Origin of the sequence: Actinoplanes sp. NPDC048967, assembly GCF_040649415.1 — a bacterium.
Taxonomy (GTDB): domain Bacteria; phylum Actinomycetota; class Actinomycetes; order Mycobacteriales; family Micromonosporaceae; genus Actinoplanes.
Map to the genome: position 1 here is coordinate 419,098 of NZ_JBEZFL010000007.1, position 16,907 is coordinate 436,004.

A 16,907-nucleotide genomic window follows, 5' to 3' on the forward strand; every position below is an offset into this window, starting at 1 on the left:
ACGGCGGGAAGGTACGGCGGAACGGCGGGTCGCTCAGTGCGCGCCCGCACCGCCGGCCAGCGCGAAGGACTTCTCGAAGTGGATGAGGCTGCCGCGGCGCGGGGTCGACTGCATCCGGACGTTGTCGCTCAGGGCCTTGATGAGGAACAGTCCCCGGCCGCGCTCGCTGTTCGGACCGGGTTCATCGACCGCGTTCGCGTCGAAGCCGGCGCCGTTGTCGGCGACGTCGATCGCGCAGCGGTCCTCGGCCACGTCCAGGCGGACCTCGATGCCGTCCGCGCCGGTGGCGTGCTTGACCACGTTGGCGCACGCCTCGGTCAGGGCCAGCTCCAGGTCGTCGCCGTCCTGGCGGTCGACCTGGAACGCCGACAGGGCACACCGCAGCAGCCGGCGCACCGCGGGCACGCTGTCGACCTCGCGCGGCAGGTTGAGCCGTACCGAGATACGCATGCGACTCCTCCCCCCGTTGTCGACCCGGCACCTGCCCGGTCCGCTGACAGTGATGTTCCCGCCGGACGGCCGGGCTAATCCCGGTACCGGCGATCCGGCTTCCCGCCGGTCCGGAACCGGCCGTCCGAAGTTCTTGTTATCGCAGGCCGTTCGGGCGGTCTCCCTTCCCGTGGTCGGCGAAACGGCCGCCGCGCGCAATGATCGAGGCTCCACGGGAGAGGTCAGGACTCTGATGGCGTTTCAACCGGACACCGCGACGGTGGTCGCCGCCCGCGCCGGCGACCCGGCCGCGGTCGACCGCCTCGTCGCCGGGTACCTGCCGCTGGTCTACACGATCGTCGGCCGGGCCCTGGACGGGCACGCGGACGTCGACGACGTCGTGCAGGACACCATGCTGCGCGTCCTGCGCAACCTCGGTGACCTGCGCGAACCCGAGGCGTTCCGGTCCTGGCTGGTGGCCATCACGGTGCGTCAGGTGCGGGAGCGCTACCGGGTGCGCCGGTCGGCGCCGGACACCCTGCTGCCCGACGACGTCCGCGACCCGGGAGCCGATTTCACCGACCTGGCGATCACCCGGCTGGAGCTGGCCGGTCAGCGCCGGGAGACCGCCGAGGCCACCCGCTGGCTCGACGAGGACAACCGGGAGCTGCTCTCGCTGTGGTGGCTGGAGGCCTCCGGCGAGCTGACCCGGGACGAGATCGTCGCCGCGACCGAGGTGACCCGCCAGCACGCGGCGGTACGGATCCAGCGGATGAAGGGCCAGCTGGAGACGGCCCGCGTCGTCGTGCGCGCGCTGGCCGCCAATCCGCCGTGCGCCGATCTGGCGCTGGTCACCGCCGAGTGGGACGGCCGGCCCGGAGCCCTGTGGCGCAAGCGCATCGCCCGGCACACCCGTGACTGCCGGCAGTGCTCACCGGCCTGGTCGGGTCTGGTGGCGGCGGAACGGCTGCTGGTCGGCATGGCCCTGGTGCCGCTGCCGCACACGCTCAGCGGCGGCGCCCTGTCCGCCTTCGGTGGCGCGCAGGCCGGTTCGCACGTCGCGCACGTGGTCTCGGGCAAGGCGCTGGCCGCCAAGATCGCCGTGAAGGGCAGCGTCGGCGTCGGCCGGCGGGTGCTCACCGCGATGCTGGCGACCGGCACGGTGGCCGGTGGCGGTGCGGCTGTGGTGGTGTACTCCAACGCTGACAAGCCGGTCGCGAACGCGGCTGTGATCTCCACCGCAGCGCCCACGCCGCGGCTGTCCCTGCCGGCCGCGCCCACGCCCAGCGCCACCTCGGTGTCGCCGTCGGCCCGGCCGTCGCCGACGAAGAAGAAGACCAAGGCGCCCGTCGCGCCGGTGCCGGCCACCGCGACCTCGGCCAAGAAGGGCGTCGGCACCTGGCAGTTCGACGGGATCAAGGGCGCGCTCGACGATGTCGGCGCGGGCTGGTACTACAACTGGTCACCCGACAACGACTCCATGCCGGGGCCGGCCGACGTCGAGTTCGTGCCGATGATCTGGGGCAAGGCCAACGTGACGGCCGGGACCCTGGCCAAGGCGAAGCGCGAGGGTGACGTGCTGCTCGGCTTCAACGAGCCGGACATGGGCGGGCAGGCGAACATGAGCGTCGAGGACGCTCTCGCCGCCTGGCCGAAGCTCCAGGAGACCGGCCTGCGGCTGGGCAGCCCGGCCGTGGCCTACGGCGGCGACACCGCCGGCGGCTGGCTGGACCGGTTCATGAAGGGCGCGAAGGAAAAAAATCTGCGCGTAGACTTCATCACGGTGCACTGGTACGGCTCGGACTTCAGCGACGCCGCGGTCGGGCAGTTCCTCGGTTACGTCGACGCGGTCCACGCCCGCTACGACCTGCCGGTCTGGGTCACCGAGTACGGCCTGATGAACTTCACCGGCTCCCCGAAGTACCCCACGGGCGCCCAGGAGGCGGCCTTCATCAAGGGCACCACGACCGGCATGGAGAAGCGTTCCTTCGTCGAGCGGTACGCGTGGTTCGGGCTGCCCGCGGTGGGCGACAGCGTCGACTTCGGTCTCTACAAGGACGCCTCCACCCCGACCGAGGCGGGCAAGGCGTACAAGGCCGCCGGGTAGCACCGCGGGATAGGGTCGGATCATGATTCGGTTCGGCTACAAGGCATCGGCGGAGCAGTTCGCCCCGCGCGAGCTGCTCCGCTACGGCATCCAGGCCGAGCAGCAGGGTTTCGACTCGGTGTTCGTCAGCGACCACCTGCAGCCGTGGCGGCACGACGGCGGGCACGCCCCCGCCGCGCTGCCCTGGCTCGGCGCGCTGGCCACCAGCACCGAGCGGGTCCTGCTCGGCACCAGCGTGCTCACCCCGACGTTCCGCTACCACCCGGCGGTGGTCGCCCAGGCGTTCGCCACCCTCGGCTGCCTGGCGCCCGGCCGGGTCATCCTCGGTGTGGGCTCGGGGGAGTCGCTCAACGAGGTGCCGCTCGGCCTGCAGTGGCCGGACGGCAAGGAGCGCTTCGCCCGCCTCAAGGAGGCGGTCACCCTGATCCGGCAGCTCTGGACCGAGGACCGGGTGACCTTCGAGGGCACCTTCTACCGCACCGAGCTGGCCACCATCTACGACAAGCCGGAGCAGCCGGTGCCGATCTACATCGGCGCCTCCGGCCCGGCCGCGACCCGGCTGGCCGGGCGCATCGCCGACGGGTTCATCACCACCAGCGGCAAGGGCAGTGAGCTCTACACCGACACGCTGCTGCCGGCCGTCCGCGAGGGCGCCGAGAAGGCGAACAGGTCACTCGACGACGTCGACCTGATGATCGAGGTCAAGGTCTCCTTCGACCCGGACCTGGAGCGGGCGCGCAACGACACCCAGTACTGGGGCGCGCTGGCGCTGTCGCCGGAGGAGAAGACCGGCGTCGAGGACCCGATCGAGATGCAGCGGCGCGCGGACGCCCTGTCGGTGGACCGTACGGTGAGCCGCTGGATCTGCTCCTCGGATCCGGACGAGCACGCCGCCAAGGTCACCGAGTACCTGGACATGGGTTTCAAGCACCTGGTCTTCCACGCGCCGGGCCCGGACCAGGACCGCTTCCTGCGGGTGTACGGCGAGCAGATCCTGCCCCGGCTGCGCGACCGCGTCGCTCAGTAGCCGCGGTAGTTCTCGCCCGGCACCGCCCGCAGATGGGCCGGGCCGTCCCAGCGCTCGTCCCGGCCCTCACCCTGGATCACGGTGAGGTCCGGGCGGCCGGGCTCGCCGCCGCGCCGCCGTACCGGCCGCCGGCTGTCGCGTCCCCGGCCCTCCCGGCTGTCGCGCAGGTCCCGGATGTCGCGTTCCTGAACGTCGCGGTCGCGGCCGGGCGGGGGCACCGAGTGCCGGGCTGCGTGCCGTCCGGTCGGCTCATCCGCGTAGGGGCCCGGCCGGGCCGTCGGCACCTCGAACGCAGCCTCCCGAGGTGCTTCGTAGCGAGCCTCCCGGCGTGCCTGCTGGGGAGCCTCGTAGCGCTGCGGGGCCGGGCGGCGGCCGATCCGCCACCGCCGGACGTATTCGCTCCACGCGGTCCGCAGGGCGCGCAGCGCCGCCGGCAGGACCCGGCGGGGCCGGTCGTCGCCGTGGATGCGCGGATAGCCGACCGTGGCGACCTCCACCACCCGCAGGCCCTGGGTCGCCATCCGCAGCGTGGTCAGGGTGTCGATCTCCGGTCCCTCGCCCCAGGCCGGCCGGCCCCGTTTGGGCCCGCGCGCGTCGGGGGGCGGCAGCTCCAGGGACGGCAGCAGCTCGCGCCAGTAGGCGTTGTAGGCGCAACTGAGGTCGGTGAACCGGGTGCCGAAGAAGAGGTTGACGACCCGGCACAGCACCGCGTGCCCGAAGCGTTCGGCGGCGCCGGCGTCACGGTGGTCGCCGCCCGGGCGCAGCCGCGAGCCGTGGGCCGCCTCGGCGCCCGAGAGCAGGGCGTCCACGAAGCGGGGGATCTCCTGCGGGTCGGCCGAGCCGTCCGCGTTGAGCGTGACCACGATGTCGCCGGTGCTCGCGGCGAAGCCGCAGACCAGCGCGTTGCCCTTGCCCGAGCGGGTCTGGCGGACCACGACCACGTCGGGGCGTACCTCGCGGGCGACCGCCACGGTGTCGTCGCGGGACCGGCCGTCGACGACGACGACCTCGTCCACCGGCGGCAGGTTCTCCAGGATCAGCGGCAGGTTGTGCTCTTCGTTGAGGGCGGGGATCACGACGGTCACGGTTGGCGACGACCACGAGGCGTGGTTCGCCGGCTGTCGCGGCGCGGGAGGCATGGCGGTGGCTCCTCGGCGGGTGCGGTACGGAGGTCATCGGGGGACCGGGCAACAACTTACCAATCGATTACCGTGCGTCAACTGGTCGTGGGGGTGACGGGAGGGCCGGCGGCGGACGGTCATGAATGTGCAGCTCGGGTGCCCCTTTACCGGTTAAGTATCGGAGAATCGTGACAGATCACCCATTGCTCTGAGTGACCAAAGGGGGGATTTCGGTCCGCTCATAACCGGCATTCCGGACGATGGGAATCCGTACGGTGATGGCTGCGGGGATAGGGTTCGGGGCGGGCCGCCGTCTCCCGGGCCGGCCGGCCACCCCGAGCGTGGAGAGGAAACTTCTCAGTGAGACTGGGTCTGCACATCGCCGATTTCACCTGGCCCGACGGCGCGCCGCGGCTGGGGCCGGTGCTGGCCGACGTGGCCACCGCGGCCGACGAGGCCGGCTTCGACCGGATCAGCGTCATGGATCACCTGTGGCAGATCTTCGGCACTCCCGAGCACGAGATGCTGGAGGCGTACACCGCGCTCGGCTTCCTGGCCGCGCACACCCGCCGCGCCAAGCTGCTCACCCTGGTGACCGGCGTCGTCTACCGCGATCCCGGCCTGCTGGCCAAGGCGGTCACCACCCTCGACGTGCTCTCCGGGGGCCGGGCCATGCTCGGCATCGGCGCCGCCTGGAACGAGGAGGAGTCCCGCGGCCTGGGCCTGTTCTTCCCGCCCACCGCGGAACGCTTCGAGCGCCTCGAGGAGGCCCTGCAGATCTGCCTGCGGATGTTCCACGGTGACGAGGCGCCGTACGACGGCAAGCACTACCAGCTCGGTCGCCTGCTCAACTCCCCGCTCCCGCTGTCGAAGCCGCACCCGCCGATCCTGATCGGTGGAAGCGGCGAGAAGAAGACGCTGCGCTTCGTCGCCAAGTACGCCGACTCGTGCAATCTCTTCGGCGTCCCGGAGATCGAGCACAAGCTCGACGTGCTGCGGCAGCACTGCGCCAACGAGGGCCGCGACTACGACACCATCGAGAAGACGGTGTTGCTCAACCTCGACCCGGGCGAGAAGGGCGAACGTGTCGGGGAGGTCATCGCCGATCTGACCCGCTACGCCGGGCTCGGTTTCTCGGTCGGGCACGGCATGATCGCCGGCGTCTCCGATCTGCGCAAGATCGAGACGCTGCGCACCGAGGTCATGCCCGCGATCGAGGCGCTGTGACAGTGCGGGCGGTGGTCTTCGACCTCGACGGCGTCATCATCGACACCGAGGAGGTCTGGGAGGAGGTACGCCGCGGTTACGTCGCCGAGCACGGGCGGGAGTTCCTCGCCGACACCCAGACCCGGATGATGGGGATGAGCACCGGCGAGTGGTCCACGCACCTGAGCGCCGAGGTGGGCGTGCCTCGCACTCCGGAGCAGGTCGCGGCGGACGTGCTCGCCCGGATGGCCGAGCGGTACAGGTCGGCGCTGCCGCTGATCCCCGGTTCGGTCGACGCCGTCCGGCGGCTCGCGGCGAGCTTCCCCGTCGCCCTGGCCAGCTCGTCCGCCCGGATCCTCATCGACCAGGTCCTCGAGACGGCCGGGCTGACCGGCACGTTCCAGGTGACGCTGTCCACCGAGGAGGTGCCGCGCGGCAAGCCGGCGCCGGACGTCTATCTGGCCGCGGTCGAGCGCCTCGGCCTGACGCCGGAGGTCTGCGCGGCGGTCGAGGACTCCAGCAACGGCCTGCGGTCGGCGGCCGCGGCGGGGCTCGCGGTCGTCGCGGTGCCGCACGGGGTCTATCCGCCCGCGGCCGATGCTCTGGCGCTGGCGAGCCTGGTCGTCGACGGTCTGGACGAGCTCACGGTCGAGGCGGTCGAGAAGCTCCGCTGAGCGGTTCTCCGGGCCGGCCCGTGCGGCCGGCCCGGGACTCCGCCTCCGGGTAGGCGGGCAGGTCGATGCCGCTGCTGCGGTCGCCGGCGATCTTGTACGTGAGGGTCATGAACCACGCCCGGTTGTGCAGCCAGTTGCGGATGGCCAGGCCGTGCGCCGTCCTGGGGGCCAGGAACCGGCCCGCGCCCGCACCGCCCTTCTGCGCCCGCTTGGCGAAGCGGCTGATCCGGGCCTCGTAACGCGGGAAGGCCACCGTGTGGTCGCCGCCCGCCGCGGCCAGTTCGCCGGCCAGCGTGTACGCCGCCACCAGCGCCGTACCGTTGCCCATGCCGCCGATGGTGGCCCCGCACGCCGCGTCGCCGACCAGGGCGATCCGCCCCCGTGACCAGGGCTCGATGTCCACCCGGCAGATCTGGTCGAAGTAGAGGTCGTCGGCGGAGTCCAGGGCGGCCAGCATGCGTGGCACCTCCCAGCCGAGGCCGGCGAAGCGCTCGCGCACCAGCTGTTTCTGCGCGTCGAGGTCGTACCGGTCGTAGCTCAGCTCGGGCGACGCGAACGCGACGAACGCGCCGGCCCGGTCCGGGTCCCGGTGGTCGCCGCCGATCGAGGCCAGCCGCCCCGGGGTGTTGTAGTTCAGGGTGTCGCGGCCCAGGCCGAGGTGGTTGGGCATCGGCCAGCCGGCCACGTAGTAGCCGAGGTGGGTGACGTGCTGCCGTTCCGGGCCGAAGGTCAGCCGGCGGACGTTGGAGTGCACCCCGTCGGCCCCGACGACCAGGTCGAACGTGCGCTGCCGGCCGGATGAGAAGGTGACCTCGACGCCGTCCGGGGTCTCGTGCAGGGCCGTGATGCTGTCGCCGAAGAGGTACTCGGTGTGCTCGCCGGCCGCGCAGAGGATCCGGGACAGGTCACCGCGCAGGATCTCGACGTCGCCGCCGGCGAAGTCGGCCGGCATCTCCATGGTGCGCCGCCCGTCCGCGTCCACGAAGCGCATCGCGGTGCCCCCGGTCCGCACCTCGCGCAGGGCGTCCAGCACACCCATGCGTTCCAGCAGGCCGAGGTGGACCGGGCCGCGGAAGTCGACGGCGTTGCCGCCCGTACGCAGGGCCGGGGCGATCTCGACGATTGTCGGCCGGAAGCCGTGGCGGCCCAGCCAGTAGGCCAGGGCGGGCCCGGCGATGCTCGCGCCCGAGATCAGAACCGTGCGGGTCATGGTGGCTCCAAACTGTGTCCGTCGGTATCAGTTATTTCTGTGTACGGTAGATACAGTTGTCGGCGGAGCGCAAGGGGGTTGTCCGATGTCGGTGGAATTCCTGTGGGACGGGCGGGCCCAGCCCACGCGCGGGCCCAAGCCGGCGCTGACCCTGGAGGGCATCACGGACGTCGCCATCGCGGTCGCCGACGCCGAGGGCCTGGCCGCCGTCTCCATGCAGCGCGTCGCCGCCGAGCTGGGCAAGACCAAGATGTCGCTCTACCGCTACCTGCCGGGCAAGGCGGAGCTGGTGGCCCTGATGATCGAGCGGGCGATCGGGGAGCCGCCGGAGTTGTCGGCCGGCTCCTGGCGCGCGGCGCTCACCCAGTGGTCGGAGCGGCTCTTCGCCGCCTACCTGCGGCACCCGTGGTCGGTCGACGCCACGGTCGGGCGGCGTCCGCTCGGCCCGCGTGAGCTCGGCTGGATGGAGTGCGCCCTGGCCGCCCTGGGCAGCGGGTCCGGGCTCACCGGGGCGGAACGGCTGGACGCCGTCGCGGTGCTGGCCGGGCACGCCCGGATGCTGGCCCAGCAGGCCGCCGCCCGGCTCGACGAGGACGGGATGAACGCGGCGATGAGCGAGGTCGTGACCCGGCACGGCGCGCGCTTCCCGCAGCTGACCGCGGCCATGCGCGAGACGGCCGTCGAGGGCGGCCAGAACCAGGCGTTCACCTTCGGCCTGGACCGCATCCTCGACGGCCTCGCCGCCCTTATCGACCGGCGCTCGGTGCGCAGCTGAGCCGGGCGTCGGCCCAGTCCGCGTGGTCGAAGTTGCGGCCGTCGCCGCCGTCGGTCGCCCGCAGGGTCAGGATCCGCACGCCGGTGACGTCGACGCTGAGCGCGGCAGCCGGGTCGGTGCTGCGCCGGATCCCGGTCGCGGCCAGCGGCCGCGCGTCGCCGAGCACCTGGAAGTCCACCGAGCCGGACTGGGTCACCTCGTCGTCGATGCCGGCCACCGCGGTGAAGCCGGTGCAGGCGCCACCCAGCCAGACCGTGATCTCGCCGGGAGCGTGCATGCCGAGCCCCTTGGCGTACACGGTGCCGCGGATGGTCAGCGGGCGGCCGTCACCACGGTCGGCCTCCCCGTTGGACCGGTCGCGCTCGACCGGCCCGTACCCGTTGCTCTCGCTCAGGAACGGCAGGTCGCTGACCGCCGGGGTGCCGGCCGGGTCGGCCGGCGGCACCAGGACCCGGACCGCCTGCTCGACGTGCACCGGCCGGCGGCTTCCCGGGGCGTCGGGCGAGCCCGGATCGGCCGGGAAGGTGAAGTCGGCCGCGACCGGCAGATCGGTGAAGCCGGTGGCGAGGCCGGCCGGTGCGGTGAGCCGCCAGGTGCCGCGCAGGGTGTCGCCGCCGCGCATGGTGGCGTCGCGCACTTCCGCGCCGGAGACGGTCCAGCCCGCCGGCGGTACGGGTGCCAGCGTCACCCCCGTGATCGGCCCGCCGGCGGGCAGCGTGAACGTCGCCGACACCGACACCGTCCCCTCCGGACGGACATCCGCGCTCGCCGGGTCGACGGTCAGCGTGGTGGCGGGCACCCGCCGTACGGGCCGGTCGCAGGTCGCCGACCCGGCGTACGCGCACAGCACGGTGACGAACCCGCCGTTGGTGCGCTCCGGCACGGTGAGCGTGTCACCGCGGCGCACGATCCGGCTCTCCCGCACCAGCCCGCCGTCACCGTCGCGCAGTGTCTCGGCCAGGTAGCGCCCGCTGCCGAGGAATCCGAGCGGAGTGCTGAACGTCTTGGCGGCCACCGCGGAGATGCCGCCGACGTACCAGCGGTCGTCGTGCCGCCGGGCGATGACAGCCTCCTGACCGGGCGCCCCGGCGAGCAGCCTGGTCTCGTCCCAGACGGTCGGCAGCTGGCTCAGTGTCCGCAGCGCCTCGGGATGCGACTCGTACGTCTCGGGCTTGTCGGCCGGGTGCTGCCAGCCGGACTCGTAGACCACCGCGAGGGCCACCTCGTGCGCGTCGGTGGTGTCCCGGTCGGCCACCACCCAGGTCACCGGCGTGTAGTCCATGCCGCCGACCACGTTGCGGGTGAACGGGAACATCGTATTGGTGGCGGCCCGGGTCCGGAACTGCTCGGCGCCGCGGATCGCCTCCAGCGTCATGACGTGCGGCCAGGTGCGCTGCACCCCGCGCGGGATGGTGGCGCCGTGGAAGTTGACCATCAGCCTGTGGGTGGCGGTGGCGGCCAGGATGTCGTCGTACCAGCGGAAGCGGGCCTGGCTGTCGGAGTCCATGAAGTCCACCTTGACCCCGGCCACTCCCCACGACTTGAGCAGCGGCAGCATGGTGTCCCGCTCCTGCGCGGTGTCCAGCGCGGTCCAGTGGAACCAGAGCAGCACGTCGACGCCGCGGGTCCGGGCGTAGCGGACCACGCCGGGCACCCAGTCGGCGCTCCAGCCCTCGTCGATGAGCACGTAGGGCCAGCCGTTGCGGGCGGCGAAGTCGACGTACTGCCGTTGCCGGGCCGGGTCGCCCGGGCTGCTGTGCTCGGAGAGCCAGGACCAGGCGGTGGTGCCGGGCCGCACCCAGGAGGTGTCGGTGAGCTTCGCCGGCGGGGCCAGGTCGTCGACCAGCATCGAGCCGGTGACGGTGGCCAGGTCGCCGACGATCGCCGTACGCCACGGGGTGGCCAGCCGGGCGGTCGCCTCGATCCGGGGGTCGGCGAGCTTGATCGCGTACGCGCCCGAGCCGGCGCTGTGGGCCAGCCGGGCCCCGGAGTATCGACCGTCCACGTCGGACTCGGTGATGAGGGCGTAGTTGCCGCCGACCCGGAACAGCGACGGGAAGCCGTAGTCACCGGCGGCGGCGGCGCCCGCGGTGGTCTGCACCCGTTCGTTCTCGTAGTTGGGGGAGTACGGCAGCAGCCACGCGGGTGCGTCGGCCGGCAGCGAGAACGACGACGTCTCGCCGGTGATCGTGCCGCCGGTCGGCAGCACGTACCGGTAGGCGGCGCCCTCGGCCGAGACCCGCACCACGACGTCCAGCCGGGCCCCGCCGGCGCCGGTGAAGGCGAACGTCGACTCGGTGAGCGTGACGTCGCGGGCCAGCTGTTTGCCGGTGGTCCTGGTGTACCGCTCGCGGACCGTCCGGTTGCCGCGCTTCACGAAGCTCAGCCCCGCGCTGAGGTCGGCGGCGGTGGTGACGAGGCCGATCGGTGCCGGGGACAGCACGGCCGTGCCGGCCCGGTCGACCCCGAAGCTGAGCCGGCCGGCCTCGTCGAGGGCGAGCCGCGCGTTGACCGCGGCCCCCGGGCCGCTCACGGACCAGGACAGCGGCTCCGCGGCGGCCGCCGGAGCGGCCGATGTGGTGGCGGCCAGGGCCGCACCGAGCACAGTGGAGGACAGTCGCCGTAGGCGCATCAGATCTCCTTCGCATCGAAGGATGACCATATTTCACGCGCATTACGGAGATCCAGAATAATAATTATTACTGCCGATCGGGCCTGGCGTCCCCGGCCGGGACGCCAGGCCCGGACGCGGCTACTGCGGCAGCTGCCGGCGGTCGGCCGGAGCGCGGCGTTCCGCCGGGTTGACCGGCGCGGTGCTGACCGTCGCGTGGCCCGGGGCCGGGGTGAGCGCGGCACGGCCGGTGACCGGCACGATCAGGCGGCTGGCGGCCAGGTCGACCCGTACGGTGGCGCCGGTGTTCGGTGCCTCGGTGAATTCCGGGTCGCTCTGGGTCAGGACCAGGCCCAGGGTGTGCCCGGCCGCGACCGTCACGTCGTAGGCGCTGAGCGGAACCGTCACGGTGTACCAGCGGTCCGCCCGCAGCGGGGTGGTGAAGCGCAGCGACACGTGGTGAGCCGCGTCCAGCCAGCCGCGGGTCAGCACCTCGTGGTCGGTGGTCACCACCCGCTCGGCGACGTCGCGGTAGCAGGCGTCGTCAGCCGCCGTCGACGCTCCCCAGCACGACTCCGTGGCCAGGGTCCGCACACCTTCACCACTGCCGTAGTCCACCCGGGTGGCGCTGCCGTAGTCGACCAGCCTGGCGGTGAGCTGGGTCGTCGGCCGGTCGACGCGGATCCGCAACCGAAGGGACGGGGAGCCGGAGATGCGCAGCGGCGCGCGCAGCGGCCCGTAGAGCACGGCGAGCCGCCCCGCGACGTCTTCCGACGGCGAGGCCACGGCCGCGTCCTCGGTCAGCGACTCGTCGGTGTACGAGGCCACCGCCGACCCCAGTGGCACACTGACCTCGCGGGTGCCGGGCAGCGGCCAGTCCCGGGCCGCGGTGAAGACGCCGGGTGCGGTCTCGATCGTCGCCCGCGGCTGGGCCATGACGCCGTTGTGCAGGCCCTGCAGCCAGTAGTCGAACCACTGGTGCAGCGTGTCGACCCACTCCGCGCGGCGGACGTCGAACGGGTCCACGTGCCCGGTGCGGTGCAGCCAGATCTTGCGCGGTACGCCCTGCTCGGCCAGCTCCTGCCACCAGGCGGCGAACTGCGGCGTGGCGACGTTCAGGTCGTTGAGGCCGTGCACCACGAAGACACTCGCCCGGACCCGGCCGGCGGCGGGGCGGTAGTCGCGGGCGCGCCAGAACGCGTTGTAGTCACCGGTGTCGTCGGCGCTGTCGGTGGCCAGCGAGGAGGTCACCGCCGCGCACTCGGTGAGCCGGTCGCTGACCACGGACTGCAGGTAGTTCGGGTAGCCCGAGGAGCGCAGGGAGCCGTTGTAGCGCATGTAGTCGTACCAGCTGGAGATGGCCGAGATCGGCACGATGGTCTCCAGGCCCCGGACCCCGGTGGCGGCGACGCCGTTGGCCACCGAGCCGTCCCAGGACTTGCCGATCATGCCGACCTTGCCGGTGCTCCAGGAGCGGGCCGAGACCGGGGTGCCGTCGGCGGTGAAGCCCCGGGCCCGCCCGTTGAGCCAGTCGATCGCCGCGCGGGCCCCGGCCACCTCGGCCGGGCCGCCGACGTCCTCGCAGCCCGTCGAGCGGCTGGTGCCGCTGAGGTCGACGGCGGCGAAGGCGTACCCGCGGGGCACGAAGTAGTTGTCGTAGAACAGCGGCGCCTTGCTGATCACGCCCTGGGCGTCGTACTGCTTGAGCTCGCCCTCGTTGCCGCGGCCGCAGCAGGCGTAGTAGGGCGAGGCGTCCATGATGATCGGCACCTTGACGCCGGCGGCCGTGCGCGGGCGGACCAGGTCGACCGCGACCCGGTCGGGCACGCCGTCCCGGTCGGCGTCGGTGGGGGTCTGGACCCACACGCTCTCGCGGATGGCGTCGGCGTAGTCGTAGACGGGCACGGTCTCGCCGCCGCGGATGAAGGGCGGGGCGGCCGAGGCGGGCGCGGGCACGCTGAGCAGACCGGCGAGCACCACAAGAGCGACAAGCAGAGCTCGGGGTACGGCAACGGGCATGGCGGTCCTTCCTCCAACTATGGACATCCATGCCATTCGATCGTATGACGGCCCCCGGGTGAAGGAAGATCGCGCAATTTACCTGGATGACACAACCAGGTGTGAAGGATCTTCATGACGGGTATCGCCGCCTGGACTGCACAGGAGGTGCCCGTGGAGACGCTCGCGGCTGAAGGGCTACGGCTCGATCTCGACGTATTCGACTACCTGATCCTCGCGATCTATTTCGCGACCGTCCTGGGCGTGGGTTTCGCCGCCCGAAGAGCGATCAAGACCAGCGCCGACTTCTTCCTGTCCGGCCGCTCGATGCCCGCCTGGGTCACCGGCCTGGCGTTCGTCTCGGCCAACCTCGGCGCCCTCGAGATCATCGGCATGGCCGCCAACGGCGCCCAGTACGGCCTGATGACCCTGCACTACTACTGGATCGGCGCCGTACCGGCGATGGTCTTCCTGGGCATCGTGATGATGCCGTTCTACTACGGGTCCAAGGTCCGCAGCGTCCCCGAGTTCCTCCGGCTGCGCTTCAACCGTCCGACCCACCTGTTCAACGCGCTGAGCTTCGCGCTCGCCCAGGTGCTGATCGCCGGCGTCAACCTCTACGCCCTCGCCCTGGTCCTGGACGCCCTGCTCGGCTGGCCGCTCTGGCTGTCGATCGTGATCGGCGCGGCGATCGTGCTGCTCTACATCGGCATCGGCGGGCTCTCCTCGGCGATCTACAACGAGGTGCTGCAGTTCTTCGTCATCCTGGCCGGCCTCATCCCGATCACCATCGTCGGCCTGGTCAAGGTCGGCGGCATCAACGGCCTCTTCGACGCGGTCCGGGACAGCAAGCTCGGCGACGCCGCCCTGCACACCTGGCAGGGCACGGCCGGCTCGGACAACCCGCTGGGCGCGAACTGGATCGGCATCGTCTTCGGCCTGGGCTTCGTGCTCTCGTTCGGCTACTGGACGACCAACTTCGCCGAGGTGCAGCGGGCGCTCTCGGCCAAGGACATGAGCGCCGCCCGGCGCACCCCGATCATCGGCGCCTTCCCGAAGCTGCTGATCCCGGTGGTCACGGTCATCCCCGGCCTGATCGCCATCGTCACGGTCAAGGGGCTCGGCGCCGACGAGGGCGACCTGGTCTACAACAACGCCATCCCGTTGCTCATGCGCGACCTGCTGCCCAACGGCGTGCTCGGGGTCGCGGTCACCGGTCTGATCGCCTCGTTCATGGCCGGTATGGCCGCCAACGTGAGCGGGTTCAACACCGTCTTCACGTACGACATCTGGCAGACGTACATCCGCAAGGACCGTTCCGACGACTACTACCTGCGCATCGGCCGGGTCGCCACGGTCGGCGGCATCGTCGTCGGCATCGGCACCGCGTTCATCGCGGCCGGCTTCAGCAACATCATGAACTACATCCAGACGCTGTTCTCGCTCTTCAACGCCCCGTTGTTCGCGACCTTCATCGTGGGCATGTTCTGGAAGCGGATGACCGCCTGGGCCGGCTTCTGGTCGCTGCTGCTCGGCACGGCGTCCTCGCTCACGCTGTACCTGCTCTACCTGGCCGACGTGGTCAAGTTCAACTCCGACCTGGAGGAGAGCTTCTGGGGCGCGGGCCTGGCCTTCGCCACGGCTGTCGTGGTCGCCGTCGCGGTGACGCTGTTCACCGAGTCCAAGCCGGAGAACGAGCTGCGCGGCCTGGTCTACGGCCTGGGCGGCCCGACCACCTCCGGCGAGGTGATCATCGCCGGGGACAAGGTCTGGTGGCGCAACCCCGTCCTGCTCGGCGCCATCGCCGTCGGACTGGCCTTCCTGCTCTACATCCCCGTCTGGTAACCGGCGCGAGCCACGAGAGGAGTCGACATGTCGCAGGAGTCCAACCGGCCCGACGACGAGCAGCTGGCGCAGGGCGAGGATCTGGAGAAGGTGTCGGCCGCGGCGCGCCTGTTCGACGTGCGCCGGGTGATCGGCGGGTTGTTCGTGGTCTACGGCGTGATCGTCACGCTGCTCGGGATCTTCGACAACAGCACGGAGATCGACAAGGCGCAGGGTGTCCGGATCAACCTGTGGATGGGTCTGGCGATGCTGGCGCTGGGCGGGCTCTTCCTGCTCTGGCTGCGGTTGAGCCCGACCGAGGTGCCCACGGCGAAGGCGGAACCGGACGCCGACGCGGGCCCGCGGGAGCCTGTGGGGAACTGAACGGCAACCCGGGCCGCCCGATTGATGGAGAAGTCGGTGCGGCCCGGGTGCAAGACGGTTGCACCCCTACCCCGAACCTTCCGATCCACCGGGTCTGCTTCCGATACTCAGGTCATGGAACCCCTCGCCTCAGTGAGCTTCGCCGGTGGGGCCGGACAACGGCCCGTCGGCTGGCAGATGCAGCTTCGCGTTGACTACGCGGTCAACAAGGTCATGCAGACGCATCGCGGCAAGTCCGAGGATGAAGTTGCTCAGGCCATCCAGGATCAGCTGCGCAGTGTCGGCGTCGTGCCGAACTCCCGGCAGATCGCCCAGTACGCGCTGGCGATCTCCAGTTTGCCGTTGCTCCCGCCCAACAACCGGACGTGACGCCTGCGCTCCGCGGCCCGGGCTGTCACCGGGCCCGGAAGCGCAGGATCCGGTCGTCGCCATCCTGTACGTCGCCTCGGCCGTCCGTGTTCGAGGTGGTCAGCCAGAGGGCACCGTCCGGCGCGACGGCTACGGTTCGTAGCCGCCCGTAGCGCCCGGAGAGCTCGGCCTTCGGCTCGCCCCCGTCCAGCGGCACGGTCCACAACCGCTGCCCCCGCAGTGCGGCGACGTACAGGGTGTCGCCGGCGATCGCCGCCCCGGACGGGGAGGCCTCATCGGTGCTCCACGTGACGACCGGGTCGACGTAGTCCCCGTCGCCGCCCTTGCCCTCGACCTCGGGCCAGCCGTAGTTGCCGCCGGGTTCGACCTTGTTGACCTCGTCGAGGCGGTTCTGGCCGAACTCGATGCCGTACATCGTGCCGTCCGCCGCCCAGGCGAGGCCCTGCACGTTGCGGTGCCCCAGGCTCCAGACCGGCGAGCCGGCCTTCGGGTTGCCCGGCGCGGGCCGGCCCTCCGGGGTCAGCCGCAGGATCTTGCCGTTGGTGTCGCCGGCGTCCTGCGCGGCGCTGCCGTCCCCGGCGTCCCCGGTGCCCACGTAGAGCATCTTGTCCGGGCCGAAGGCGATCCGGCCGCCGTTGTGGATGCCGGCCTTGGTGATCCCGTCGAAGATCACTTCCGGGGCGCCCCCGCCGAGCTTGAACCGTACGATCCGGTTGTCGTCCGCCGCGGTGTGGTAGGCGTAGATCCACCGGGTCCGGGCGTAGTCGGCGGCGACCGCCAGGCCGAGCAGCCCGCCCTCGCCGTCGGCCGCGACGCCCGGCACCGTGAAGACCTGCTGCGGCTTTCCGCCCCCGGCCCGCACCCGCAGCACGCGCCCGCTGTCCCGCTCGGCGACCAGCGCGCTGCCGTCGGGCAGGAAGGCCATTCCCCACGGCACCTCGAGGCCGGTCGCCACGGTCTCCGGGGCGCTCAGATCGGGGGTGCCGCGGTCCGTGGACGGGGTGGTCGAGGCGGGCGCGGTGGCCGCCGGCACGCTGGCTCGGGGCGCCGGAGCGGCAGCGGGTTCCTCGGCGGAGCAAGCGGCCAGCAGGGCCGCGCCAGCAGCGGTAACAGCCACTTGCCAGCGCATCCTCGACCGATCGGCGGTTGACATGGCACCCACCGTGCCTCGC

Annotated in this window: 14 protein-coding genes; 8 read left to right on the top strand and 6 right to left on the bottom strand. The window is 71.8% G+C overall.

Annotated elements, in window-relative coordinates:
• Positions 1-33: 33 nt before the first annotated feature.
• The gene (locus tag AB0C12_RS30170) at positions 34-450 is read right to left on the bottom strand and encodes an ATP-binding protein (RefSeq protein WP_360553224.1); all 417 of its coding nucleotides are present in this window, start codon (positions 448-450) and stop codon (positions 34-36) included.
• Between the two features lie 232 nt (positions 451-682).
• Here AB0C12_RS30170 and AB0C12_RS30175 point away from each other — a divergent pair, with 232 nt between their 5' ends.
• The gene (locus AB0C12_RS30175; RefSeq protein WP_360553225.1) at positions 683-2,536 is read left to right on the top strand and encodes a sigma-70 family RNA polymerase sigma factor; all 1,854 of its coding nucleotides are present in this window, start codon (positions 683-685) and stop codon (positions 2,534-2,536) included.
• 22 nt (positions 2,537-2,558) lie between these two features.
• Positions 2,559-3,563 (top strand): glucose-6-phosphate dehydrogenase (coenzyme-F420), encoded by a 1,005-nt coding sequence (gene fgd / locus AB0C12_RS30180; RefSeq protein ID WP_360553226.1) that lies wholly within the window; start codon positions 2,559-2,561, stop codon positions 3,561-3,563.
• On the opposite strand, the gene AB0C12_RS30185 is transcribed toward fgd, so the two are convergent.
• Positions 3,557-4,648 (bottom strand): glycosyltransferase family 2 protein, encoded by a 1,092-nt coding sequence (locus tag AB0C12_RS30185; RefSeq protein ID WP_360553227.1) that lies wholly within the window; start codon positions 4,646-4,648, stop codon positions 3,557-3,559. The two genes, fgd and AB0C12_RS30185, sit on opposite strands and share 7 nt — an antisense overlap.
• Before the next feature lie 396 nt (positions 4,649-5,044).
• Here AB0C12_RS30185 and AB0C12_RS30190 point away from each other — a divergent pair, with 396 nt between their 5' ends.
• Both AB0C12_RS30190 and AB0C12_RS30195 read left to right on the top strand, forming a co-directional pair.
• Positions 5,045-5,911 carry an LLM class F420-dependent oxidoreductase gene (locus AB0C12_RS30190; RefSeq protein WP_360553228.1) on the top strand — a complete coding sequence of 289 codons (867 nt, stop codon included), beginning with the start codon at positions 5,045-5,047 and terminating at the stop codon, positions 5,909-5,911.
• Positions 5,908-6,564, top strand: a complete 657-nt coding sequence (locus tag AB0C12_RS30195; RefSeq protein WP_360553229.1) for an HAD family phosphatase — start codon at positions 5,908-5,910, stop codon at positions 6,562-6,564. Before AB0C12_RS30190 ends, AB0C12_RS30195 begins: the two co-directional genes overlap by 4 nt.
• Here AB0C12_RS30195 and AB0C12_RS30200 read toward each other — a convergent pair.
• Positions 6,533-7,774, bottom strand: coding sequence for an FAD-dependent monooxygenase (locus AB0C12_RS30200; RefSeq protein ID WP_360553230.1), 1,242 nt, complete (start codon positions 7,772-7,774; stop codon positions 6,533-6,535). The genes AB0C12_RS30195 and AB0C12_RS30200 overlap by 32 nt on opposite strands.
• An 85-nt stretch (positions 7,775-7,859) precedes the next feature.
• Here AB0C12_RS30200 and AB0C12_RS30205 point away from each other — a divergent pair, with 85 nt between their 5' ends.
• Entirely contained in the window at positions 7,860-8,549 is a 690-nt protein-coding gene (locus AB0C12_RS30205; protein WP_360553231.1) for a TetR/AcrR family transcriptional regulator, read from the top strand.
• Here the strand turns inward: AB0C12_RS30205 and AB0C12_RS30210 are convergent.
• Both AB0C12_RS30210 and AB0C12_RS30215 read right to left on the bottom strand, forming a co-directional pair.
• On the bottom strand, positions 8,521-11,181 hold the full coding sequence (locus tag AB0C12_RS30210) for a glycoside hydrolase family 97 catalytic domain-containing protein (protein ID WP_360553232.1): 2,661 nt from the start codon (positions 11,179-11,181) through the stop codon (positions 8,521-8,523). The two genes, AB0C12_RS30205 and AB0C12_RS30210, sit on opposite strands and share 29 nt — an antisense overlap.
• 120 nt (positions 11,182-11,301) lie before the next feature.
• Positions 11,302-13,179, bottom strand: coding sequence for a Xaa-Pro dipeptidyl-peptidase (locus tag AB0C12_RS30215; protein WP_360553233.1), 1,878 nt, complete (start codon positions 13,177-13,179; stop codon positions 11,302-11,304).
• Positions 13,180-13,293: 114 nt separating this feature from the next.
• Between AB0C12_RS30215 and AB0C12_RS30220 the strand changes: the two genes are divergently transcribed.
• From AB0C12_RS30220 to AB0C12_RS30230, 3 genes are all read left to right on the top strand, one after another.
• A complete protein-coding gene (locus AB0C12_RS30220; protein ID WP_360553234.1) occupies positions 13,294-15,003 on the top strand; it encodes a sodium:solute symporter family protein in 1,710 nt (569 codons plus the stop codon).
• A gap of 27 nt (positions 15,004-15,030) precedes the next feature.
• Positions 15,031-15,366 (top strand): hypothetical protein, encoded by a 336-nt coding sequence (locus tag AB0C12_RS30225; protein WP_360553235.1) that lies wholly within the window; start codon positions 15,031-15,033, stop codon positions 15,364-15,366.
• Between the two features lie 114 nt (positions 15,367-15,480).
• Positions 15,481-15,735, top strand: coding sequence for a hypothetical protein (locus tag AB0C12_RS30230; RefSeq protein ID WP_360553236.1), 255 nt, complete (start codon positions 15,481-15,483; stop codon positions 15,733-15,735).
• 25 nt (positions 15,736-15,760) lie between these two features.
• On the opposite strand, the gene AB0C12_RS30235 is transcribed toward AB0C12_RS30230, so the two are convergent.
• Positions 15,761-16,888, bottom strand: a complete 1,128-nt coding sequence (locus AB0C12_RS30235; protein ID WP_360553237.1) for a PQQ-dependent sugar dehydrogenase — start codon at positions 16,886-16,888, stop codon at positions 15,761-15,763.
• Between the last annotated feature and the right edge of the window lie 19 nt (positions 16,889-16,907).

Bases quoted from the DNA above. Each gene is read 5' to 3' on its own strand.
- AB0C12_RS30170 (WP_360553224.1), bottom strand. From the start codon at position 450: ATGCGTATCTCGGTACGGCTCAACCTGCCGCGCGAGGTCGACAGCGTG.
- AB0C12_RS30205 (WP_360553231.1), top strand. From the start codon at position 7,860: ATGTCGGTGGAATTCCTGTGGGACGGGCGGGCCCAGCCCACGCGCGGG.
- AB0C12_RS30200 (WP_360553230.1), bottom strand. From the start codon at position 7,774: ATGACCCGCACGGTTCTGATCTCGGGCGCGAGCATCGCCGGGCCCGCC.
- AB0C12_RS30175 (WP_360553225.1), top strand. From the start codon at position 683: ATGGCGTTTCAACCGGACACCGCGACGGTGGTCGCCGCCCGCGCCGGC.
- AB0C12_RS30225 (WP_360553235.1), top strand. From the start codon at position 15,031: ATGTCGCAGGAGTCCAACCGGCCCGACGACGAGCAGCTGGCGCAGGGC.
- AB0C12_RS30210 (WP_360553232.1), bottom strand. From the start codon at position 11,181: ATGCGCCTACGGCGACTGTCCTCCACTGTGCTCGGTGCGGCCCTGGCC.
- AB0C12_RS30235 (WP_360553237.1), bottom strand. From the start codon at position 16,888: ATGTCAACCGCCGATCGGTCGAGGATGCGCTGGCAAGTGGCTGTTACC.
- AB0C12_RS30215 (WP_360553233.1), bottom strand. From the start codon at position 13,179: ATGCCCGTTGCCGTACCCCGAGCTCTGCTTGTCGCTCTTGTGGTGCTC.
- fgd (WP_360553226.1), top strand. From the start codon at position 2,559: ATGATTCGGTTCGGCTACAAGGCATCGGCGGAGCAGTTCGCCCCGCGC.
- AB0C12_RS30230 (WP_360553236.1), top strand. From the start codon at position 15,481: ATGGAACCCCTCGCCTCAGTGAGCTTCGCCGGTGGGGCCGGACAACGG.
- AB0C12_RS30220 (WP_360553234.1), top strand. From the start codon at position 13,294: ATGACGGGTATCGCCGCCTGGACTGCACAGGAGGTGCCCGTGGAGACG.